This is a genomic window from Bradyrhizobium sp. B120, assembly GCF_049075665.1.
Taxonomy (GTDB): domain Bacteria; phylum Pseudomonadota; class Alphaproteobacteria; order Rhizobiales; family Xanthobacteraceae; genus Bradyrhizobium.
Genome location: NZ_CP185242.1, coordinates 2,987,224 through 3,006,640, shown reverse-complemented (window position 1 = coordinate 3,006,640; position 19,417 = coordinate 2,987,224). Strand labels below are relative to the sequence as shown.

General features: G+C 65.2%; 15 protein-coding genes. 8 read left to right on the top strand and 7 right to left on the bottom strand.

Going from position 1 to position 19,417, the window contains the following annotated elements; translation table 11 throughout:
• The first annotated feature begins 370 nt into the window (after positions 1-370).
• Both ACOIX3_RS13655 and ACOIX3_RS13650 read left to right on the top strand, forming a co-directional pair.
• Positions 371-1,519 carry a GGDEF domain-containing protein gene (locus ACOIX3_RS13655; RefSeq protein ID WP_420970332.1) on the top strand — a complete coding sequence of 383 codons (1,149 nt, stop codon included), beginning with the start codon at positions 371-373 and terminating at the stop codon, positions 1,517-1,519.
• 61 nt (positions 1,520-1,580) lie between these two features.
• Positions 1,581-2,687 (top strand): DUF2336 domain-containing protein, encoded by a 1,107-nt coding sequence (locus ACOIX3_RS13650; protein WP_092125155.1) that lies wholly within the window; start codon positions 1,581-1,583, stop codon positions 2,685-2,687.
• Here ACOIX3_RS13650 and ACOIX3_RS13645 read toward each other — a convergent pair.
• Together ACOIX3_RS13645 and ACOIX3_RS13640 are read right to left on the bottom strand one after the other, a co-directional pair.
• On the bottom strand, positions 2,684-3,322 hold the full coding sequence (locus tag ACOIX3_RS13645; RefSeq protein ID WP_420970331.1) for an NrsF family protein: 639 nt from the start codon (positions 3,320-3,322) through the stop codon (positions 2,684-2,686). The genes ACOIX3_RS13650 and ACOIX3_RS13645 overlap by 4 nt on opposite strands.
• A 2-nt stretch (positions 3,323-3,324) precedes the next feature.
• Positions 3,325-3,870, bottom strand: coding sequence for a sigma-70 family RNA polymerase sigma factor (locus tag ACOIX3_RS13640; RefSeq protein WP_420970329.1), 546 nt, complete (start codon positions 3,868-3,870; stop codon positions 3,325-3,327).
• Between the two features lie 327 nt (positions 3,871-4,197).
• Between ACOIX3_RS13640 and ACOIX3_RS13635 the strand changes: the two genes are divergently transcribed.
• Both ACOIX3_RS13635 and ACOIX3_RS13630 read left to right on the top strand, forming a co-directional pair.
• The gene (locus ACOIX3_RS13635; RefSeq protein ID WP_420970328.1) at positions 4,198-4,881 is read left to right on the top strand and encodes a hypothetical protein; all 684 of its coding nucleotides are present in this window, start codon (positions 4,198-4,200) and stop codon (positions 4,879-4,881) included.
• 124 nt (positions 4,882-5,005) lie between these two features.
• A complete protein-coding gene (locus ACOIX3_RS13630; RefSeq protein WP_420970327.1) occupies positions 5,006-5,785 on the top strand; it encodes an enoyl-CoA hydratase in 780 nt (259 codons plus the stop codon).
• Here the strand turns inward: ACOIX3_RS13630 and ACOIX3_RS13625 are convergent.
• Entirely contained in the window at positions 5,782-7,644 is a 1,863-nt protein-coding gene (locus ACOIX3_RS13625) for an acetyl-CoA hydrolase/transferase C-terminal domain-containing protein (protein ID WP_420970326.1), read from the bottom strand. The two genes, ACOIX3_RS13630 and ACOIX3_RS13625, sit on opposite strands and share 4 nt — an antisense overlap.
• A gap of 241 nt (positions 7,645-7,885) precedes the next feature.
• On the opposite strand from ACOIX3_RS13625, the gene ACOIX3_RS13620 reads away from it, so the two are divergent.
• The gene (locus ACOIX3_RS13620; protein WP_420970325.1) at positions 7,886-9,307 is read left to right on the top strand and encodes a TolC family outer membrane protein; all 1,422 of its coding nucleotides are present in this window, start codon (positions 7,886-7,888) and stop codon (positions 9,305-9,307) included.
• Between the two features lie 138 nt (positions 9,308-9,445).
• Entirely contained in the window at positions 9,446-10,414 is a 969-nt protein-coding gene (locus ACOIX3_RS13615) for an amidohydrolase family protein (protein WP_420970324.1), read from the top strand.
• Here the strand turns inward: ACOIX3_RS13615 and ACOIX3_RS13610 are convergent.
• The 3 genes from ACOIX3_RS13610 to ACOIX3_RS13600 all read right to left on the bottom strand — a co-directional run bounded on the left by ACOIX3_RS13610 (position 10,407) and on the right by ACOIX3_RS13600 (position 16,476).
• Positions 10,407-13,541 carry an efflux RND transporter permease subunit gene (locus ACOIX3_RS13610; protein WP_420970323.1) on the bottom strand — a complete coding sequence of 1,045 codons (3,135 nt, stop codon included), beginning with the start codon at positions 13,539-13,541 and terminating at the stop codon, positions 10,407-10,409. The genes ACOIX3_RS13615 and ACOIX3_RS13610 overlap by 8 nt on opposite strands.
• A 114-nt stretch (positions 13,542-13,655) precedes the next feature.
• Positions 13,656-14,903: an efflux RND transporter periplasmic adaptor subunit gene (locus tag ACOIX3_RS13605; protein ID WP_420970322.1), complete on the bottom strand. Its 1,248-nt coding sequence runs from the start codon at positions 14,901-14,903 to the stop codon at positions 13,656-13,658.
• A gap of 151 nt (positions 14,904-15,054) precedes the next feature.
• Positions 15,055-16,476 carry a CoA transferase gene (locus ACOIX3_RS13600; protein WP_420970321.1) on the bottom strand — a complete coding sequence of 474 codons (1,422 nt, stop codon included), beginning with the start codon at positions 16,474-16,476 and terminating at the stop codon, positions 15,055-15,057.
• A gap of 153 nt (positions 16,477-16,629) precedes the next feature.
• Here ACOIX3_RS13600 and ACOIX3_RS13595 point away from each other — a divergent pair, with 153 nt between their 5' ends.
• Entirely contained in the window at positions 16,630-16,917 is a 288-nt protein-coding gene (locus ACOIX3_RS13595) for a hypothetical protein (protein ID WP_050626238.1), read from the top strand.
• Between the two features lie 823 nt (positions 16,918-17,740).
• Here the strand turns inward: ACOIX3_RS13595 and ACOIX3_RS13590 are convergent.
• Entirely contained in the window at positions 17,741-18,277 is a 537-nt protein-coding gene (locus ACOIX3_RS13590) for a GlcG/HbpS family heme-binding protein (RefSeq protein WP_420970320.1), read from the bottom strand.
• Positions 18,278-18,492: 215 nt separating this feature from the next.
• Here ACOIX3_RS13590 and ACOIX3_RS13585 point away from each other — a divergent pair, with 215 nt between their 5' ends.
• Complete coding sequence (locus ACOIX3_RS13585; RefSeq protein WP_420970319.1) at positions 18,493-19,263, top strand: SDR family NAD(P)-dependent oxidoreductase; 771 nt, start codon at positions 18,493-18,495, stop codon at positions 19,261-19,263.
• The last annotated feature ends 154 nt before the right edge of the window (positions 19,264-19,417 follow it).

Below are 19,417 nucleotides of genomic sequence, written 5' to 3'. Positions count from 1 at the left end.
CGAGAGGCAAGATTCTTCACAATACGGCAATGTGCGCACCGCATGTGTGATCTATGACACAGTCGACGATCCCAATCAGGAAAAATCGCCGGGGACTCGGTAGGCGGTATCATAATAGTGAAAACTCTCGCGGACTCGCACCATCCGGCGCGACCATACCAAGGCTTTGCCGGCAAGCCAGCGCTGTCGCGAGGCGGGCGCCGCCGCAAGCCCCCGCCCCGATCGCTTCCGACCCGCCTCCGTGAACGGATTCCCCTTACGAAACAAGGGTGATGACCGGGTTTCTCCGGAGCAGATTCGGTTCCAAAAGATACCAAACCTAAAGGCTTTCCCACTTAGATTTTCGCCGGATTTCAGCAATGGCGAGACCATGGGCAGCGCTGCGTCGTCACTTCCCAGCCCGATCGCGGGTGTATCGGAAAGCGGCCGTCCAAGGCTGACGCGCGAGCGCCTGGCGCGTCGGGCCAGGCAGCGCCGCCAGATCCAATCGATGATCGCCGCCTGCTTCGTGCTCGATGCCGTCGTGCTGCTGATCTACGCGCATGCCGGCACCACGTCGGTCCTGGTTGCGGCGGGCTATGCCCTGACCGGCCTCTCCCTCGTCGCCGTCTATGTGCTGCTTTCGGAGCGCGGCTTTCACGAGCGCTTCCGCGACCACTATTTGGTCGCACCGCAATCGGCCGTCAACATGGTGAACCTGCTGGTGTTCACCTACATCGCGCCCGAAGTCGGCGTGCTTTTCCTCTGCAATCTGTTCGTGGTGTTCGGCTTCGGTGCGCTACGTACCTCGGCGCGCCAGACCGCTGTAGTCTGGACCATCATGGTGCTGGGCCTCGCCGCGCTGTTCCTCGGAACCGACAAGGCGATCGGGATGCCGACCGGCACCAGGATCGACCGCCTCGCCACCATGCTGGTGTTCGCGCTGACGATCGGGCGCTGCATGTATCTCGGCATCTTCTCCAGCTCGATGCAGCAATCGCTGTATCAGAGCGGCGTCAAGCTGAAGGAGGCCTACCGGCGCATCGAGGAGCTCGCCGAGCTCGACGAGCTGACCGGCACCTCCAATCGCCGAAGCATCATGCGCACCCTCGAGGAAGAGATCGCGCGCTGCGCGCGCAACGGCAGCTCCTGCGCGGTGGCGCTGATCGACCTCGACCATTTCAAGCGCATCAACGACGTCTACGGCCATCCGATCGGCGATGAGGCACTGCGCACCTTCGCCATCGGCATGTTCGCCAATCTCCGCAGCATCGATCGCTTCGGCCGTTACGGCGGCGAGGAATTCCTGCTGGTGCTGCCCGACCTGTCGCAGGATCAGGCGATGCGCGCGCTCGAGCGGCTGCGTGCGATCATCGCCGGTCTCGACTGGAGCGCATTCTCGCCCGGCATGCAGGTGACGATCTCCGCAGGCGTCACGACGCTCAAGCCGCACGAAAACTCCGACACATTACTCGCCCGCGCCGATGGCGCGCTTTACGCAGCCAAGGCGAGAGGACGCAACCGCATCGCCAGTGCCTAACATCCTTTCATTTCCCTATTCGGCGCCGGAGAATCCGTCGCCACCGCTCCAGGACAGAGTCATGAGTTCGAAGCCCGAGACCGCCCCCGAAAGTCTGCTCGACGAGCTGCAGACGACGCTCGCGCACGGCACCGTTGCACGCCGTGTCGAGACGTTGCGCCGCGTGACCGACCTCTTCATCAACGGCTCGGTCAACTATTCGGACCAGCAGATCGTGCTGTTCGACGACGTTTTCCAATGCCTGCTTGAGCACATCGAAAACTCGGCCAAGGCGCTGCTCGCCAACCGCCTCGCCCCGATCGAGACCGCACCGCCGCAGACCATCCGTACCCTTGCATTCGACGACCTGATCGAGGTCGCAGGCCCCGTGCTGACACTGTCACCGCGGCTCGACGACGACACCCTGATCGAAACGGCGCGCAGCAAGAGCCAGGCGCATCTGCTCGCGATCTCCAACCGGAAGACGCTGAGCGGCGCCGTCACCGACGTGCTCGTGCTGCGCGGCAACGACGAGGTGATCCAGAGCGCGGTCAACAATCCCGGCGCGGAATTCACCGAGCGCGGCTTCACCCGGCTGGTCAGCCGCGCCGAGGGCGACGACAATCTGTCGACCTGCGTCGGGCTCCGCCCAAGCATCCCGCGGCATCTCTATCTCAAGCTGGTCGCCAAGGCCTCGGACACGGTCAGGCAGCGGCTCGAGGCTGCCAATCCGCAGCAGGCCAAGGAAATTCCGATCGCGGTCAAGGAGGCGACGCGACGCGCCCGCTCGGCGCCTGCCGCCGTGACGCCGGACACCACGATCGCGCATGCGCTGGTCAAGTCGCTCTACCAGGACGGCCGGCTCGACGAATTCCAGCTCGCAGCCTTCGCCGAGGCCGGCAAGTTCGACGAGACCAATGCCTCGCTTGCCGCGCTCGCCAATGTCTCGGTCAGCATCGCCGAGAACATGATGATCGAAACCCGTGCCGAGGGCGTGATGATCCTGGCCAAGGTCTCGGGCCTGTCATGGTCGACGGTGCGGTCGATCATCAATCTGCGCGACGACATCTCGGGTGGTGAGCCGACCGATTTGCAGGCCTGCAAGGACACCTATGAGCGGCTGCGGCCGTCGACCGCGCAGCAGGTGCTGCGCTTCCATCGCATGCAGCAGTCCGCGCCCGCGGCCTAATATCGTAACGCCCGCGTCCCCATCAGCGCGCCGACGCTTGCGACGATCGCGGTCGCCAGCGTGTACCAGGTGGCAACGAACAGCGGCGAGTCATCGGTGCAGTGCGACGCATAGACGGTGGCCGCGAGGCCGGCCGAGAGCAGGCCTGCCACCGCGCCCGCGACCGCCGGCCGCGCCGGTGCGCCCTGCCGCAGCCCGTACAGCGCGCCGACCAGTAGCGGCAGCGACATCGCGGGGATCGCGGTCATGCACGCCACCGAGTTCTTGCCGATCAGCCGCGTCATCATCGGCGTGCGCTGCGGCATCATCATCTCGCCGCTGATCGCGGCAACGAGGATGCCGGCGGGAATCAGCAGCCACCAGCCGAAGCTGCGCAGCGAGGCTTCCGGCCGCGTCAGATGCAGGCTGACCGCGATCGCCGAGGCGGCCAGCGCCAGCGTCACCGCGAACTTCAGGTCGAAGAACGGATTATGCATCGCCGTCATCACGTCGGGCCGCACGCCGAGCTCGGCGAAGAAGATCAGCAGCGAGACCGGCGCCGCCGCCAGCAGCGCCATCATCAGCGCAAGACCGATCGGACGAGGCCGATAGGCATTGTCGGCGGTCAGGGTGCGAATGAGTTGATCGGTGTCCATGCTCATCGGTCCCGTAATTTCGCGGTCAGGCTCGCAAGCCCGCGATGCAGCGCAACCCGCACCGCGCCCTCGGTCATCGCGAATTTCGCGGCGGTGTCCTTGATCGAGGTGCTGTCGACCGCGATCGATTGCAGCACGTCGCGCTGCCGCGCCGGCAACGCCTGCAACTGGGCGGTCACCTCGCCGGGCGAGGCCGTCGGCTCCGGTGTTTCCCCCGGCAGCGTCTCGACGAAGTCATCGATATTGACGAAGATACGCCTGCCGCGGCGGCGCAGCGCGTCGATCAGCTTGTTGCGCGCGATCGCGAACAGCCACGGCGCGAACGGCGCGCTGGTGTCCCAGGTCTGTCGCTTCAAATGCACCGCCAACAAGATGTCCTGCACGATGTCCTCGGACTGATCGACCGGTTGTCCCGCGCGCGCCAAGCCACGTCGCGCCGCGGCACGGAGTACCGGCGTGATGGCCTTGAGCAGGCGATGATACGCCGCGTCATCGCCTGAAATGGCCAACCGCATCAGGTCGGTCCATTCATCCTCACGTTCGCGCACGCAGGCTCCTGAATTGCAATTCGGCCGATCTTTCAGTTTGTTACGCGGCACGCCAAGGACATCACGAATTCGTGATAATCATCCTCAGGCAAGGCCGCGCCGAGCATCAGCCTCAAAGAATCGCTCCGGCGGGTTTGCAGACGGAAGGGCTCATAACACCGATCGGTCCGACACGCATCGGTGCAGCTGCTGCCGACGATCCACCGGAACGAAATTGCCCAGCTTTTGCCCTCTGAGGCCCGAAGATTCCCTTTTTTTGCCCCGGTGTAGACACGCAGCGGGGTCTCATTTCGCGTTCGGGACCGGCGAAATGGGGAGATCATCAGAATGAAGATCAAAGCCAGCGGGCGCTTGGCCTTGATGGTTGCGACAGGGCTGACAGGGTTTTGTGTGTATCTCGCCGGACCGTTGCCGGCGCATGCGGCCGGTTCGGATCCCGCCGCGGCGAAATCCGACAATGCTTCGACCGACAAGTCCGCGCAGCAGAGTTCGCGGCAGGGCCGGCGCCATGCGCGCCACCAGTCTTCCAAGGCGGCTGACAAGACGGCCGACAAATCCGAGAGCAAGAAGGCCGCGAGCGATGCCGGCAGCGTGACATCGGCGGGCATGCCCGCCACGGTCGCCAATGCCAATGCGGAGCTGACGTCCGGCGACGGCAATGCGAGCACCGCGCCGGCCAGCGTCAATCCGGTGATGGCCGCCTCCGACAAGCCCGGCGACGCGCAACCCGACGGTAGCGTGGTCGCGTCCGACCAGCTCAACGACCTCGACCGGGCCCTGCAGCAGGAGCAGCCGGCGGAACAACCGCAACCGGTTCAACCGCAGACCGCCCAGCAGGAGGCGCCCGTGGCGCAGCCGCCGCCTGTCGCCGTAGCGGCACCCAAGCCGGCCCCGGTTCTGGCGAGCAGCGACAGCGCGAGCTTGGACCAGACCTCGCTGATCGGGAAGATCTTCATCGGCTTCGGCGCCCTGCTCACGGTGGCCTCCGCGGCGCGCATGTTCATGGCCTAGCCGAGGTCCTCGCGGCTTGCGGCGCGGAGTAGCGCCGCACCGCGGCCCAAAGCCGCTTCAGCCACTTGAAGCGCATCCCGCCAGCGGGCACATTGCCCGGCAAATCAGGCACGGGGTTTGCGTCATGGCTACGTTCGAATTCATCATCGTCGAAAGCAAGGGACCGGTCGGCGTCATCACGCTAAACCGGCCCAAAATGCTGAATGCGCTGTCGTTCGGCGTGTTCCGCGAGATCGCCGCGGCGGTCGACGATCTCGAGGCCGACGACAAGATCGGCTGCATCCTGATCACCGGCAGCGAGAAGGCGTTCGCGGCCGGCGCCGACATCAAGGAGATGCAGCCGAAGGGCTTCATCGACATGTTCAACAGCGACTTCACCGCGATCGGCGGCGACCGCGTTGCCCGTTGCCGCAAGCCGACCATTGCCGCGGTCGCGGGCTATGCGCTCGGTGGCGGCTGCGAGCTCGCGATGATGTGCGACATCATCATCGCCGCCGACACCGCCAAGTTCGGCCAGCCGGAAATCACCCTCGGCACCATCCCGGGCATCGGCGGTACGCAGCGCCTGACCCGCGCGATCGGCAAATCGAAGGCGATGGACCTCTGCCTCACCGGACGCATGATGGATGCCGCGGAAGCCGAGCGCTCGGGCCTCGTGTCGCGGATCATTCCGGCCGACAAGCTGCTGGAAGAGGCGCTTGCCGCAGCCGAGAAGATCGCCTCGATGTCGCGTCCGACCGCAGCGATGGCCAAGGAAGCCATCAATCGCGCATTCGAGACGCCGCTCTCGGAAGGCATGAATGTCGAGCGCAACCTGTTCCACTCGACCTTCGCGCTCGAGGATCGCTCCGAGGGCATGGCGGCCTTCATCGAGAAGCGCAAGCCGGTCAACAAGAACCGCTAGTTCACGCGGCTTCGTTGCAACGCCGCGGTGACGAGCGCGCGATAGGCGCGCTCGGCGAAATGCGTCGGCTTGTCGAGACCGAGCCGCGCCAGGCATTCGCGGTCGGCGGCGTCAGGTGGATGCCGCATCCCCTGCCACAGCAGGCCGGCGAGTTGCAGCGGGGTCTGCTGCGCCTGCTGCAAAATCTGCAGGGCAGGAATCAGCCGTTGCTCGACGTCGGTGAAGTCACTGCCGAACGGGAATGACGGCAGCAGACCTGCGTCACGTGCGGGCCTCAGTGCAGTGCTGATGCGCTCGGGATAATTCTCGCGGTGAGCCGCCGGGATTTCGTGATCACGGGGCAGCTTGCCGGCATCCTTGGCCTGCCGCATCAACTCGCCCTGGAAGCGCGAGTCCGACACCTGCAACATCGCGGCGATCACGTCGGCATCGGACTTCCCCCTCACATCGGCGACGCCGTATTCGGTGACGAAGACATCGCGCAGGTGCCGTGGAATGGTCTCGTGACCGTAGGACCAGCGGATGTTCGACTGCGTCTGCTTGCCGGACGGATGGGTCGCCTCCAGCGCCAGCACCGAGCGCGCGCCCTCGAGCGCGAATGCCTGCGCCACGAAATTGTACTGGCCGCCGACGCCGCTCACGACCTGGCCGTTCTCGAGCCCGTCGGAGATCGCAGCGCCCAGCAGCGTCGCCATCATCGCGTTGTTGACGAAGCGCGCATCGACGCGGGCGCGGCGCTTGCCGTCCTCGTCGCCGAAGATCTCGTTGGTGAAGGACACCGGCATCATCTGGATTCGCGCCAGCTGCTCGGGCGTCATCTCGCGCAGCGCCCGATAGAACGATTGTGGCCCCAGAAAGAATGCGCCGTGCAGGATCACGCCGCCAATGTCGCGCTTGAGAATGCCGGCGTCGATCAGCCCGAGAAACGCCTCGAACAGCATCTCGCTGACGCCATAGAGGCCCTTCTCGAACGGCCCGGTCTCGGCCGCTGCGAGCTGTGCGCTATCGGGTGCAAGGCGCTGCATGATGCCGTGGAATTGGGCGTTGTCGCGGTGACGCACCACGAGCCCCTGCGCCAGCGCATCGCCGACCTGCCCGATCCCGATCTGCAGCGTGCCGCCGTCGCGGACCAGACCGGCGGCATGCAATCCGATCGCATATTTGGTGTCGCTGATCGGCTCCGACGGCGGCGCGAACAGCGGGAAATCGGTGTCGGGACTGTCGAGCACCACATCGAATTCATCCGCCGGCAGATCACCGGGCCCGGGCATGAACGGCAGTTCGGAATTGACCTGGCCGATCAACTTGAATGACGCCCGCCCCTGTGCGCGGGCGCGCAGCACGTCGAGCGTCGTGTCGGTGTTGCAGCTCAAGCTGTAGCGCGGCACGCCGTCGACCATGCGCTTGGCGACGAGCTGGGGAACGACATTCAGTCCGCGCGACAGCAGGTACGACGCCGCGTGCGTGTAATTGGCGGAAATGTAGTGCTGCTGGGCGAACGGCTGATGCAACCATTGCCCGGCGAGGAAGAAGAACTCGATCACCTTGATGTTGGGCGGAAGCGCGCCGCGATGCAGCGCCTCCGCATAGGCGAGATCCGGATAACCCCCGAACAGGCGATCGATCACGGGACCGATGAAGCGCTGTTCGAGCAAGCTTTTCGGCTTCGGCTTTTCCAACGTCAGCGCCGAGAACAGCGTCAGATTGATCGAGCGGTCGGCGGCCGCCCGCGCGTACAGCGCGTTGACGATATGGTTGGCCTTGCCGAGGCCGAGCGGCAGCCCCACCACAAGTTCGGTTCCGACGTCACGAATAATGTGCTCCGCGATCGCCTCGGGATCAGAGAAGAATTTCGGCATCTGCGATGAACCCGGGCAGGCAGGGGATGACCGGCATCGCTGAATCGGCAGCCGGTGGTTCGAACTTATACTTCATATGACAGCTGCGTTCGCCTGTGACGAACCGGCAACAGACAACAACCGAAATGATGTGCAGATGTCGCGTGGCGGTTTGCCTGTGGCGGCGCCGCCCCGTAAACAGGTAGATGTGTCGACGGCATCGGCGAAAGCGGACTGCCGGGGTTTTGGTTTGCGGGATCACATGGTTGGGCGTGCCGCTGATATTGGCGACGTAGCGAGGCGCGTGCTTTTGTCGGGCATCGGCCTTGGCGCGCTGGCCTGCGCGCTGCTGACGGACACCGCGGCCCGCGCCGCCGAGAGCCTGCCCGAAGCCATGGCCAAGGCGTATCAGACCAATCCGCAGCTCAATGCCGAGCGGGCACGCCAGCGCGCCACCGACGAGAACGTGCCGCAGGCGCTGGCCGGTTACCGCCCCCAGATCAGCGCCGGCCTCTCGCTCGGCCTCCAGGCGGTGCGCGACCAGTTGCCCGGCAACGTGATCCAGGGCGCGACGCTGAAGCCCTGGCAGATCGGGGTCACCGTGACCCAGACCCTGTTCAACGGCTTCAAGACCGCCAACAGCGTCCGCGTCGCCGAATTGCAGGTGCAGTCCGGCCGCGAGGCCCTGCGCAATGTCGGCCAGGGCGTGCTGCTCGACGCCGTCACCGCCTATACCAACGTGCTGGCCAACCAGACCCTGGTCGAGGCGCAGCGCGCCAACGTCGCCTTCCTGAAGGAGACCCAGGCGATCACCCAGCGCCGCCTCAATGCCGGCGACGTCACGCCGACTGATACCGCGCAGGCTGAGGCCCGGCTCAACCGCGGCCTGTCCGATCTCAACGCCGCCGAGGTCAACTTCGCGATCAGCCAGGCGACCTATGCGCAGGTGGTCGGCAGCGCGCCGTCGCAATTGCGTCCGGCCGAGACCATCGACCGGCTGCTGCCGCGCAGCCGCGAGGATTCGATCGCGCTTGCGGTGCGTGAGCATCCGGCCGTGATGGCCGCAGGCTTCGACGTCGACGTAGCCTCGACCTCGATCCGCGTCGCCGAGAGCAGCCTGATGCCGAACGTCACCGTGCAAGGCAGTGTCAGCCGCAGCCGCGACAGCGACTCCACGCTCGGCACTTTCGGGACCGACCAGGCCTCGGTGATCGGCCAGGTCACGCAGCCGATCTATGACGGCGGCACCGCGGCCTCGCAGACCCGGCAGGCCAAGGAAGTCGCGGCGCAGAGCCGCCTCGTGCTGGACCAGGTCCGCAACCAGGCCAAGACCGCCGTGGTCAGCGCCTGGGTCGCCAATGAGGGCGCCAAGATCGCTGTCTCCGCCTCCGAGTCCGAGGTCAAGGCCGCGGAGGTTGCGCTCGCCGGCGTGCAGAAGGAAGCCGCCGGCGGCCAGCGCACCACGGTCGACGTGCTCAACGCCCAGCAGGATCTGATCACGGCGCGCGCCCGGCTGATCGGCGCGCAGCGCGACCGCGTGATCGCCTCCTACACGCTGCTCAGCGCGACCGGACGCCTCGACGTCAAGACGCTCAATCTCAAGACGCCCGACTATCTGCCCGAGGTGCACTACCATCAGGTGCGCGACGCCTGGCACGGCCTGCGTACGCCGTCGGGACAATAGGCCGTGTGGAACCGTTCGCACAGCGAACCGGCCCTTTCCGCCCGCTCTCTCCGCCGATAACCTCCGCCCCCGCCGGCCATCAACAACGCCGGTGCGCGGAGTGCGCGCATAACAGCCGAGCATGCAGGGAGACGTCCAATGCTGACGCGACGCAGTATGATGCTGGCTTCCATCGCAGCGGGAGTGACCATGACCAGCAGCAACGCATTTTCCAAGGCATCGCAACCATCGACCCCGGTGAGCTTCGACGTACCTGCCGGTGCCTGCGACTGTCACACCCACATTCACGGCGATCCTGCGAAATTCCCGTTCTTCGCCGGCCGCGTCTACACGCCGGAACCGGCCTCGCCGGAGGAGATGAGCGCGCTGCACAAGGCGCTGCATGTCGAGCGCGTGGTGATCGTGACGCCGAGCGTCTACGGCCCCGACAATTCGTCAACGCTGTTCGGCATGACGGCGCGCGGCCCCACGGCGCGCGGCGTCGCCGTGATCGACGACAAGACCAGCGAGAGCGATCTCGACACCATGCAGAAGGCCGGCTTCCGCGGCATCCGCCTCAATCTTGCGACCGGCGGCGTCAACGATCCCAATGTCGGCCGGCAGCGCTTCTCGGCCGCGATCGAGCGGATGAAGGCGCGCGGCTGGCACGTCCAGCTGTTCACCAGCCTCGCCATGATCTCGGCGATCAAGGACCTGGTCGCGACAGCGCCGGTCCCCGTGGTGTTCGACCATTTCGGCGGCGCCGAGGCCGCGCTCGGCACGGGCCAGCCGGGGTTTGACGACCTGCTCGCACTGGTTAAATCCGGCAAGGCGTATGTCAAGATTTCCGGCGCCTACCGCGCCTCCAGGCTCGCGCCCGACTATGCCGACGCCGCGCCGTTGGCGAAGGCGCTGATCGCGGCCAACGCCGAGCGCATCGTCTGGGGCACCGACTGGCCGCACCCGGATTCGGTGACACCGCAAGGCAAGAAGGTCACCGACGTGACGCCGCTGTACCAGATCGACGACGGCCGCCTCCTCAACCAGCTTCCGGTCTGGGCGCCGGATGCCGCGGTGCGCAAGACCATCCTGGTCGACAATCCGGCACGGCTCTACGGCTTTACCTGACGTTGTCCTTCGGCCGGCGCGAGAAGTAGGAGATCAGGACCGGCAGCGTGATCAGGATCACCAGCGGCGCCAGCATCATGCCGGTGACGACGACGATGGCGAGCGGCTTCTGCACCTGCGAGCCGATGCCCTCCGACACCGCCGCCGGCAACAGGCCAATGCCGGCGACGACGCAGGTCATCAGCACCGGACGAAGCTGCAGCTCGCCGGTGCGGATCACAGCGCGCATCCGGTCGTAGCCCTCGTCGATCAGCTGGTTGAACTGCGACAGGATGATGATGCCGTCCATCACGGCGATGCCGAACAGCGCGATGAAGCCGATCGCCGCCGACACGCTGAACGGAATGCCCGAGATCAAGAGCCCGAGCACACCGCCGAAGATCGCCATCGGGATCACGCTCATCGCGAGCATGGTGTCGACCATCGAGCCGAAATTGAGGAACAGCAGCACCGCGATCAGCACGAGGCTGATCGGCACCACGATCGACAGCCGCTTGATCGCGTCCTGCAAATTGCCGAACTCGCCCACCCATTCGATACGCGAGCCGGGTGGCAACTGGACCTGCTCGTTGACCTTCTGCTGCGCCTCCAGGATCGCGCTGCCGAGGTCGCGGTCACGCACCGAGAACTTGATCGGCAGATAGCGCTCCTGCTGCTCGCGATAGATATAGGCCGCGCCCGAGATCAGCTTGATCGAGGCGACCTCGCTCAGGGGGATCTGCGTGACCCCGCCATTCGGATTCGTTGCACCGATCCGCAGGTTCTGGATCGCCTCCGCGCTCTTGCGATATTCCGGCGCAAGGCGGACGATGATCGGAAAGTGCCGGTCGCTGCCGGGTTCATAGAGATCGCCCGCGGTGTCGCCGCCGACGGCGACCTTGATCGTGGCGTTGATGTCGCCCGGCGACAGGCCGTAGCGCGCCGCCCGCACCCGGTCGACGTCGATCTGGACGGTCGGCTGGCCGAGCGAGGTGAACACTGCGAGGTCGGTGACGCCTTGCACGGTCGACAGCACGGATTTGATCTTGTTGGCGGTGTCGGTCAGCGCCTGCAAATCGTTGCCATAGAGCTTGATCGAGTTCTCGCCCTTCACGCCGGACACCGCCTCCGACACGTTGTCCTGCAGGTATTGCGAGAAGTTGAACTCGACGCCGGGGAACTTGTCCTGCAGCTGCGCGAGCAATTGCGCGGTGAGGACGTCCTTGTCATGCGTGCCCGGCCATTCGCCGGCAGGCTTCAGCGGCGCGAAGAATTCGGCATTGAAGAATCCGGCGGCGTCGGTGCCGTCGTCGGGACGGCCGTGCTGCGACACCACCGACACCACCTCGGGACGGGCGCTGATCAGCTTCCGCATCTCGTTGACATAGGCGTTGCCCTCCTGCAGCGAGATCGTCGGCGGCAGCGTGGCGCGGATCCACAGATTGCCCTCTTCAAGCTTGGGCAGGAATTCGAGCCCGAGAAACCGCACGCAAATGATCGTCGTGACCACGAGGCCGGCCGCACCGGCCATCACGATCTTGCGGTTGGCGATCGCCCAGTTCAGCGCCGGCAGGTAGATCGCATCGAGCTTCTTGACGATCCAGGTTTCGGTTTCGTGAATATGCGCCGGCAGGATGAGCGCGCTCAGCGCCGGCGTGATCGTGAACGTCGCCAGCAATCCACCCGCCAACGCATAGGCATAAGTTCGCGCCATCGGCCCGAAGATGTTGCCCTCGACGCCCCCAAGCGTAAACAGCGGCAGGAACGCGGCAACGATGATGGTCGCGGCGAAGAAGATCGAGCGCGAGACGTCGGCCGCCGCCGACAGGATCGCATGGCTCTTCATTCCCATCACGGTGTCGTCGGAGATGTGCGCGCGCTCGGCTTCCGACAGCGCCGTAGTCTGCGACAGCCGGCGGAAGATCGCCTCCACCATGATCACGGTGGCGTCGACGATCAGGCCGAAATCGATCGCGCCGACCGAAAGCAAATTGGCGGATTCGCCGCGCAGCACCAGGATGATCACGGCGAAGAACAACGCGAACGGGATCGTGGCGCCGACGATCAGCGCGCTGCGGAGATCGCCGAGGAAGATCCACTGCAACAGCACGATCAGCAGGATGCCGACCACCATGTTGTGCAGCACGGTGTGAGTGGTGAGCTCGATCAGATCCTTGCGGTCGTAGATGCGCTCGATCTTGACGCCCGGCGGCAGGATCGAGGAACTGTTGATCTGGTTGACCAGTTGCTCGACGCGGGCAATGGTCGGCGAGCTCTGCTCGCCGCGGCGCATCAGCACGATGCCCTGCACGATGTCGTCGTCATTGTCGATGCCGGCGATGCCGAGCCGCGGCTTCTCGCCGATCGTGACGGCGCCGACGTCCCTGACCAGCACCGGATTGCCGCCTGATTGCGAGATCATGGTGTTGGCGAGATCGTCGATCGAGCGGATCAGGCCGACGCCGCGCACCACGGCCGATTGCGAGCCTATGTTCACGGTGTTGCCGCCGACATTGATGTTGGCGTTGGAAACCGCCTGCAGCACCTGCGGCAACGTCAGGCCGTTGGCGACCAGCTTGTTGAAGTCGACCTGGATCTCGTAGGTCTTGGTCTTGCCGCCCCAGCCGGTGACGTCGATCACGCCGGGCACCGCGCGGAAGCGGCGTTGCAGCACCCAGTCCTGCAAGGTCTTGAGGTCGAGCACGCTGTAGTTCGGCGGTCCCTTCAGTCGGTAGCGGAAGATCTCGCCGATCGGGCTTGTCGGGGAGATGCCGGGCTGCACATTGCCGGGCAGCGGCGCGAGCTGCGACAGCCGGTTCAGCACCTGCTGCAACGCCTCGTCATAGGTGTAGTCGAAGGAGAACTGCAGCTTGACGTCGGAGAGGCCGTACAGCGAGATGGTGCGGATGGTCTTGAGGTTCTTGATGCCGGCGACCTGGGTCTCGATCGGGATCGTGATGTAGCGCTCGATCTCCTCGGCCGAGAGGCCTGGGCTCTGCGTCACGATGTCGACCATCGGCGGGGTCGGATCGGGATAGGCCTCGATGTTGAGCTGCTTGAACGCAAGCAGGCCGCCGATGAAGACGACCACGAACATGGCCACCATCAAGTAGCGGCGATTGACGGCAAGGGCGACGAGGCGATCCATTCAGATCGGCACTTTCAACGGAGAGGATTTTTCTTGATGAGCATGGTCTCTGCGCAAACGCGTTCCGCGTTTGTCGCGAGGGAAAGCCGGTTCCCACTTTTCCGGATCATGCTGCTAGGTACCTGATGCGGCGCGGTCGATGAAGAGGCTTCCCTTCGTCACGATCTGCTCGCCCGGCTTGAGATTGCCGGCGACCTCGACGAGATCGCCATTGATGAGGCCGGGCTTGATCTGGCGCAGCTCGATGGTCTTGTCGTCAGTCTTCGCGATCCAGACGCGAACCTGATCGCCCTCGTAGATCAGCGCCTGTTTCGGCACGCCGACCGCCGGGTGGTCGCCCTTCGAATACAGCGTCACATTGGCGAACATCTCGGGCTTCAGCCGATTGTCGGCATTGTCGATGGTGGCGCGGACCAGGAGCCGGCGCGAGGTCGCGTCGATCGCGGCGGCGACATAGTTGACCCGGGCGTTCAGCACCTTGCCCGGCAGCGCCATCACGCTGAAGCTGAGGTCCTGCCCGACCGCGACATTGTCGGCGTCGGATTCACGGACGAAGGCGATCAGCCAGACCGTCGAGAGATCGCCGATCACATAGACCGGGTCGCTGGCGCCGGTCGAGACATACTGGCCGGGGCCGGCCTTGCGCTGGACCACGGTGCCGCCGATCGGCGCGAACACCGTCGTCTCCGGATTGAGGCGGCCCTTCTGCTGCAAGGTCGTGATGGCTTCGTCGCCGAAGCCGAGGATGTGCAACTTGTTCTGCGCGGCCTCCAGCAGCGTCTGCGCCGAGCGCGCATCGTTCTGCGCCTGCACCAGCGCCGCCTGCGCAGTCTGATAATCCTTCAGCGGGATCGCCTTGCCCTCGGACAGGTCCTTGGCGCGCTTCTCCTGGATCTGGGCCAGGTCGAGCGCCGACTGCGCCTTGTTGAGGCCGCTCGTCGCGGCGACGTAGTCGTTCTGCGCCTGCACGGTGTCGGCCGCTTCGATCACGAACAGCGGCTGCCCTTTCACCACGGTATCGCCCGGCCGCACCAGGAGGCGGGTCACCCGCCCGGTATAGGGCGAGTAGACCGGGGTGGAGCGGTCCTCGTCGATCCCGATCTTGCCCTCGGTCACCAGTTCGGAGCGGAAGGTGTGCTCGGCCACGGTCTGGAAGGTCAGGCTGGCCCACTCGGCCGGCGACGGTGCATAGCGCGTGCCGCCCTTGCGGGACTGGCTGGAGACTTCCGACGGTGCCTGCTTGTCCGAGCCGAACCGCGTGTAGCCATAGGCGCCCGCGCAGGCGACCACCAGCACCGCCGTGGCCACGAGCAGGCGCGGGCGGCTAAAGCTCTGCATTCGCTTGATAAACTCTTTCAGCATGCGGTCCGCGGGGTCGATCGTTGCAGCTTCCGGCGGGACAACCCCAGCGGTGCGCTAATAGTGCCGAATTGGCGTTTCAAACAACCTAAAAAACGCACTTCGGCGGTGCGCGTGGTTAAAGTTCGGATTGCCTGAATGACGACTGAATGTCTCATCCGGGAAACTCCGGGGCAGCAAACCCTGGGGCGGGAAACTCAGCAGGATGGCTGCCGAGCGGCATCGCCGGACGGGACCAGTGGGCCGGGGTCCGCGACAGGATAGCGGCGTGCCGGACCGAACTCAGCGTGCCAAAGCCGGACGGAAGCCGCTCGATGAAGGACTGCACCGCATCCGCCTTCAGGTCCTCGGTGGCAAGACCCCCTTCGAGGCGGCCGAGATTCCACAGCCAGCGCCCGGTTTGCGCCAGCGACAGGCGGACGTGCCAGCTGCCGCCCTCGCGCGCCTGGCGTGCCCTGGCCATCATGGCGCCGAACGCCATGAAGTATCCGGTGGCGTGGTCGAGCATCTGGGCCGGCAATTCCTTCGGTCCGTCGACGCCGGCGGCCTGCCCCTCGGCATGATTGAAGCCGGTCGTGGTCTGCACCAGCGAGTCGAAGCCGCGGCGCTCCGCCCATGGACCGGCATGGCCATAGGCCGAGAGTGTCACATAGACGATCCCGGGATTGATGCGGGCCGCTTCCTCCGGCGAGAAGCCGAGCCGCGCAATCGCCTGCGGGCGATAGCCCTGCGAGAAAATATCGGCCTGCGCGACGAGACCGCGCATCACGGCCCGCCCCTCCTCGCTGCGCAGCTCGAGAAAGCTCGTCAGCTTGCCGCGGCCGGTGTCGATGGTGAGCCAGGGAATCGCGGGCAGATCGGGACCGGAGATCAACAGCACGTCGGCGCCGTGCGCGGCGAGCGTGCGGCCGGCGACGGGACCGGCGATCACGCGCGACAGATCGAGCACCCGGATGCCGTCCAGCGGCCGCTTCCCCGCGGGCCACGGCTTTGGCGCGGCTTCGCCGATCTTCTCGATCGAGATCAGCGGCAGTCTTGCAAGTTCTCCTGCATGCGGTGTCGCTGACCACTCGTCATATGAGCGCATCAAGGCGACGACGCCACCGGCGGCATAGGCCGCGGTCTCGAACGCCTCGCCGTCCCATTGCAGCAGCGCGGCCTGCACCTCGTCACGCTCTGCGTTGCAGTCGAGCACCTTGCAGACGGCGTCGCGGTGATGCGGGAAATTGGTGTGCAGGCGGACGAAGCGGTTGTCGCGGACACGGTAGACGCCGGCGATCTTGTCCCAGGCCGGCGGCGGCGGCTTGTCGTCGACCCGCAGATATCGCTCGCTGCGGCATTCGACGACGGCATGGCGCATGTCGACCGCGACATCCTGCGGCTCGCCGCTGCGGGCTTTCCAGATCTCGGCCGCCGCAAGGCCCGCCGCGGCAATCGGTACCTGCGCCGCCGCTGCGACCCGAAACGACGACGGCAATTGCGGCTCGCTGCCGGTCAGGGCGACCGCATCGAGCGCGGACGGCGCGCCACCGGTGCCGGTCCAGACATCGGAAAGGATTTCACGGATGTCCTGCATGCGCTTTCCTGTTTGCGATTATTCTATGCCCGAGCATGATGACAAAATGGCAATGCCCGATCTCACCCCGTATTTGGCATCATCTTCCCGGAAAGCGGCTTCACACTTTTCCAGACGATGCCTTAGCTCTGCCCGACCCGAACAGGAGTTGCAATGGCTGCCATCGATCCCCTCACCGCCGGCGGCGTCTTCCTCGCGACCGCGGCGACCGACGCGGTCTACGTCATGTTCACCTCGGCAGTCGTCGCGCGCAAGCGCGTGCCGGCTGCGACCTGGAGCAGCGTCTGGTACGTGCTCTCCTCCTATGCGGTGATCAGCTACACCGAGAACTGGCTCTACGTCGCCTTCGCGGCGGCCGGCTCCTGGGTCGGCGCCTATGCGTCGATCACCTTCCTGCACCGCCCGCCGGGCGGACCGCCGGTCGGGGCCGCGGTGGAATAGTGTGCAGCTGCCGAAGAATTCATCCGCTTGCAAACGCAAGACCACGTTCGACCGTCGTCCCTGCCTAGTGCGCAATTGCGCACGGGAGCAGGGACCCATAACCACAGGTGATCATCGTTACACGACGCTGTGGCCCCAGCGTCTCGAGACAATCAACATTTGTGGTTATGGGTCCCGGGTCGCGCGGAGCCTGTCATCGGGCGGCGCTTCGCGCCGACCCGTTGGCTTGCCCGGGACGACACCAAATTTGAGCGAGCTGTAAGCTTGGTGTAAGCATTCGCCCGCAAGTCGCGGTTCAGCACTCTCGCGGCGTGATCCGCCCGAGGTTTGCTTCGTGTGTCGCCCTCTCTCGAACGGAGGGCGCAGGGAAAGCCGGGTGCCGATCGCACCCATGGGCCCCGAGCAAAAGGTGGAAAGCTCGGGGGTAGGACCACAGGTGTAACCGGAGCAATCCGGCTTTCCCTGCGCGATGGGTTACGGCTTACTTCGTGCTCTCCCCGGCGAGACTGGGCTTGGTTGTCACCGTCTTCACAACGCGCATCGCGCAATGCAAAAAGACACCTACCACTAGGGCGTCAGGACCACACGACTTCACCGTCCGCCTCATGCGCACTCGTCAGTCGCGCGCTCGGCGTCCACCGCATCTCGACCCACGTTCGTGACGACCGCGAAGCGCCCCTCGTGTCGGGCGAGACGGGCGCATTGAACATCTGAGTTGGGTGCGGCGTCAAGTTAAATTCTGAAAAGCCGAACAAATTGTTGGCGGTTGTAGGATGGGCTTCCGCCGAACCGAAGCCCGGCAGAAGCTCGCATCATTGGCCTCCTACTTCAACGCGGCCTGGCCGGCGAGCGAGATCACGTTGTCCTGCGCGCCGGAGCCGCCGCTGACACCGATGGCGCCGACGATCTTGCCATCGACCATCAGCAGATTGCCGCCGCGCGAGGCGACGACGTCATCGAGCGTGGTGAGATAGGCGAAATACGGCCCCTTGCCGATCAGCGTTTCGAACACCAGCGTGGGGCGACGATAGCGGGTTGCGGTGCGCGCCTTGTGCTGGGAGACCCCGACCGAGGCATACTGGCAATTGTCCTGCCTCTCGAAATAGACGAGATCGCCGCTCGGATTGACGATCGCGATGCAGAACGCGTTCCAGTTTCGCTTTTGCGTCTCGGCAACGGCTGCGGCGGCGACCTTCTTGGCGGTCTCCAGATTGATCGGTTCGCCATAGGGCGGCGGTGTCAGGGCATCGGCGACGACGTCATTCGGATTGTCGGGATTGGGCGGCACCTGGGCCAACGCGCCGGTGGCGGTAGCGAGCACGATCCATGCCGCGCCGATGAGCGCAGTGAAATAACGCATGTCATTGTCTCCCCGTTTGATTGTTGTTTTCAGACGCCCCATTACCGGGCGGCGGGACGATAGCAATTGATCCGCGGCGCACAAGGCGAGATCGGATTGGGTGCACCGCGATATTCGCTTGGCTACAATGAAAATCGCGTGACGCGAGGGAATATCGAGGTCGCGCGATGCCGTGATGGACGCTACAGTCCGCGCGCATCAGAAAGGACATCCGGATGGATCTGGGTTTGAAGGGACGAAACGCCATCGTGCTCGGCGGCACGCGCGGCATCGGGCGGGCCATTGCGGCGACGCTGGCGGGTGAAGGCGTCGGCGTCGCGGTCTGTGCGCGCAATGCCGAGCAGGTTGCGTCCAGCATTGCCGAGCTGAAGGCTGCCGGCGTGCGCGTCACCGGCGCGGCCGTCGATATCACCGACGCCGCGGCGCTGACATCGTGGATTGCCGGTGTCGCAACCGAATTGGGCAGCATCGACATGATGTTCTCCAATGCAGGCGCGATGGCGCAAGGCGGCGATCCGGCATCGTGGGAGCAGAACTTCCGGCTCGACGTGCTCGGCGCGGTGAACGCGTTCGAGGCAGCGCGCCCGTTCCTGGAGGCGAGCGGCGAGACAACCGGCGATGCGGCCTTCATCATCATCTCGTCGATCTCGGCAGCGCAGGCGGATCGCGCCGGCTCCTACGGCCCGATCAAGGCGGCGCTGGTGCACATGGCGAAGGGACTGGCGCGGCAATACGCGGCAAAGAAAATCCGCGTCAACGTGGTGTCGCCGGGCACCGTGTATTTCAAGGGCGGCGTCTGGAACATGGTCGAGCGGAACACGCCGAAGATTTATCAGGACGCGCTGGCCCGCAACCCGACCGGCCGCATGGCGACGCCGCAGGAGATCGCCAACGCCGCGGTGTTTCTGGCGAGCCCGGCCTCCTCGTTCACGACCGGCTCGAACCTCGTCGTCGACGGCGCGATCTCGAACCGGGTGAATTTTTAGGGGGGAACAACTTCACCGTCGTCCTGGCGAAAGCCAGGACCCATTACCCCAACTGCCAAGTGCTGCACGACGCTGGGGCCACGATCCCTGCAATAACAAAACTCGGTGGTTATGGGTCCTGGCTTTCGCCAGGACGACGTTGGGGAGATAGCTG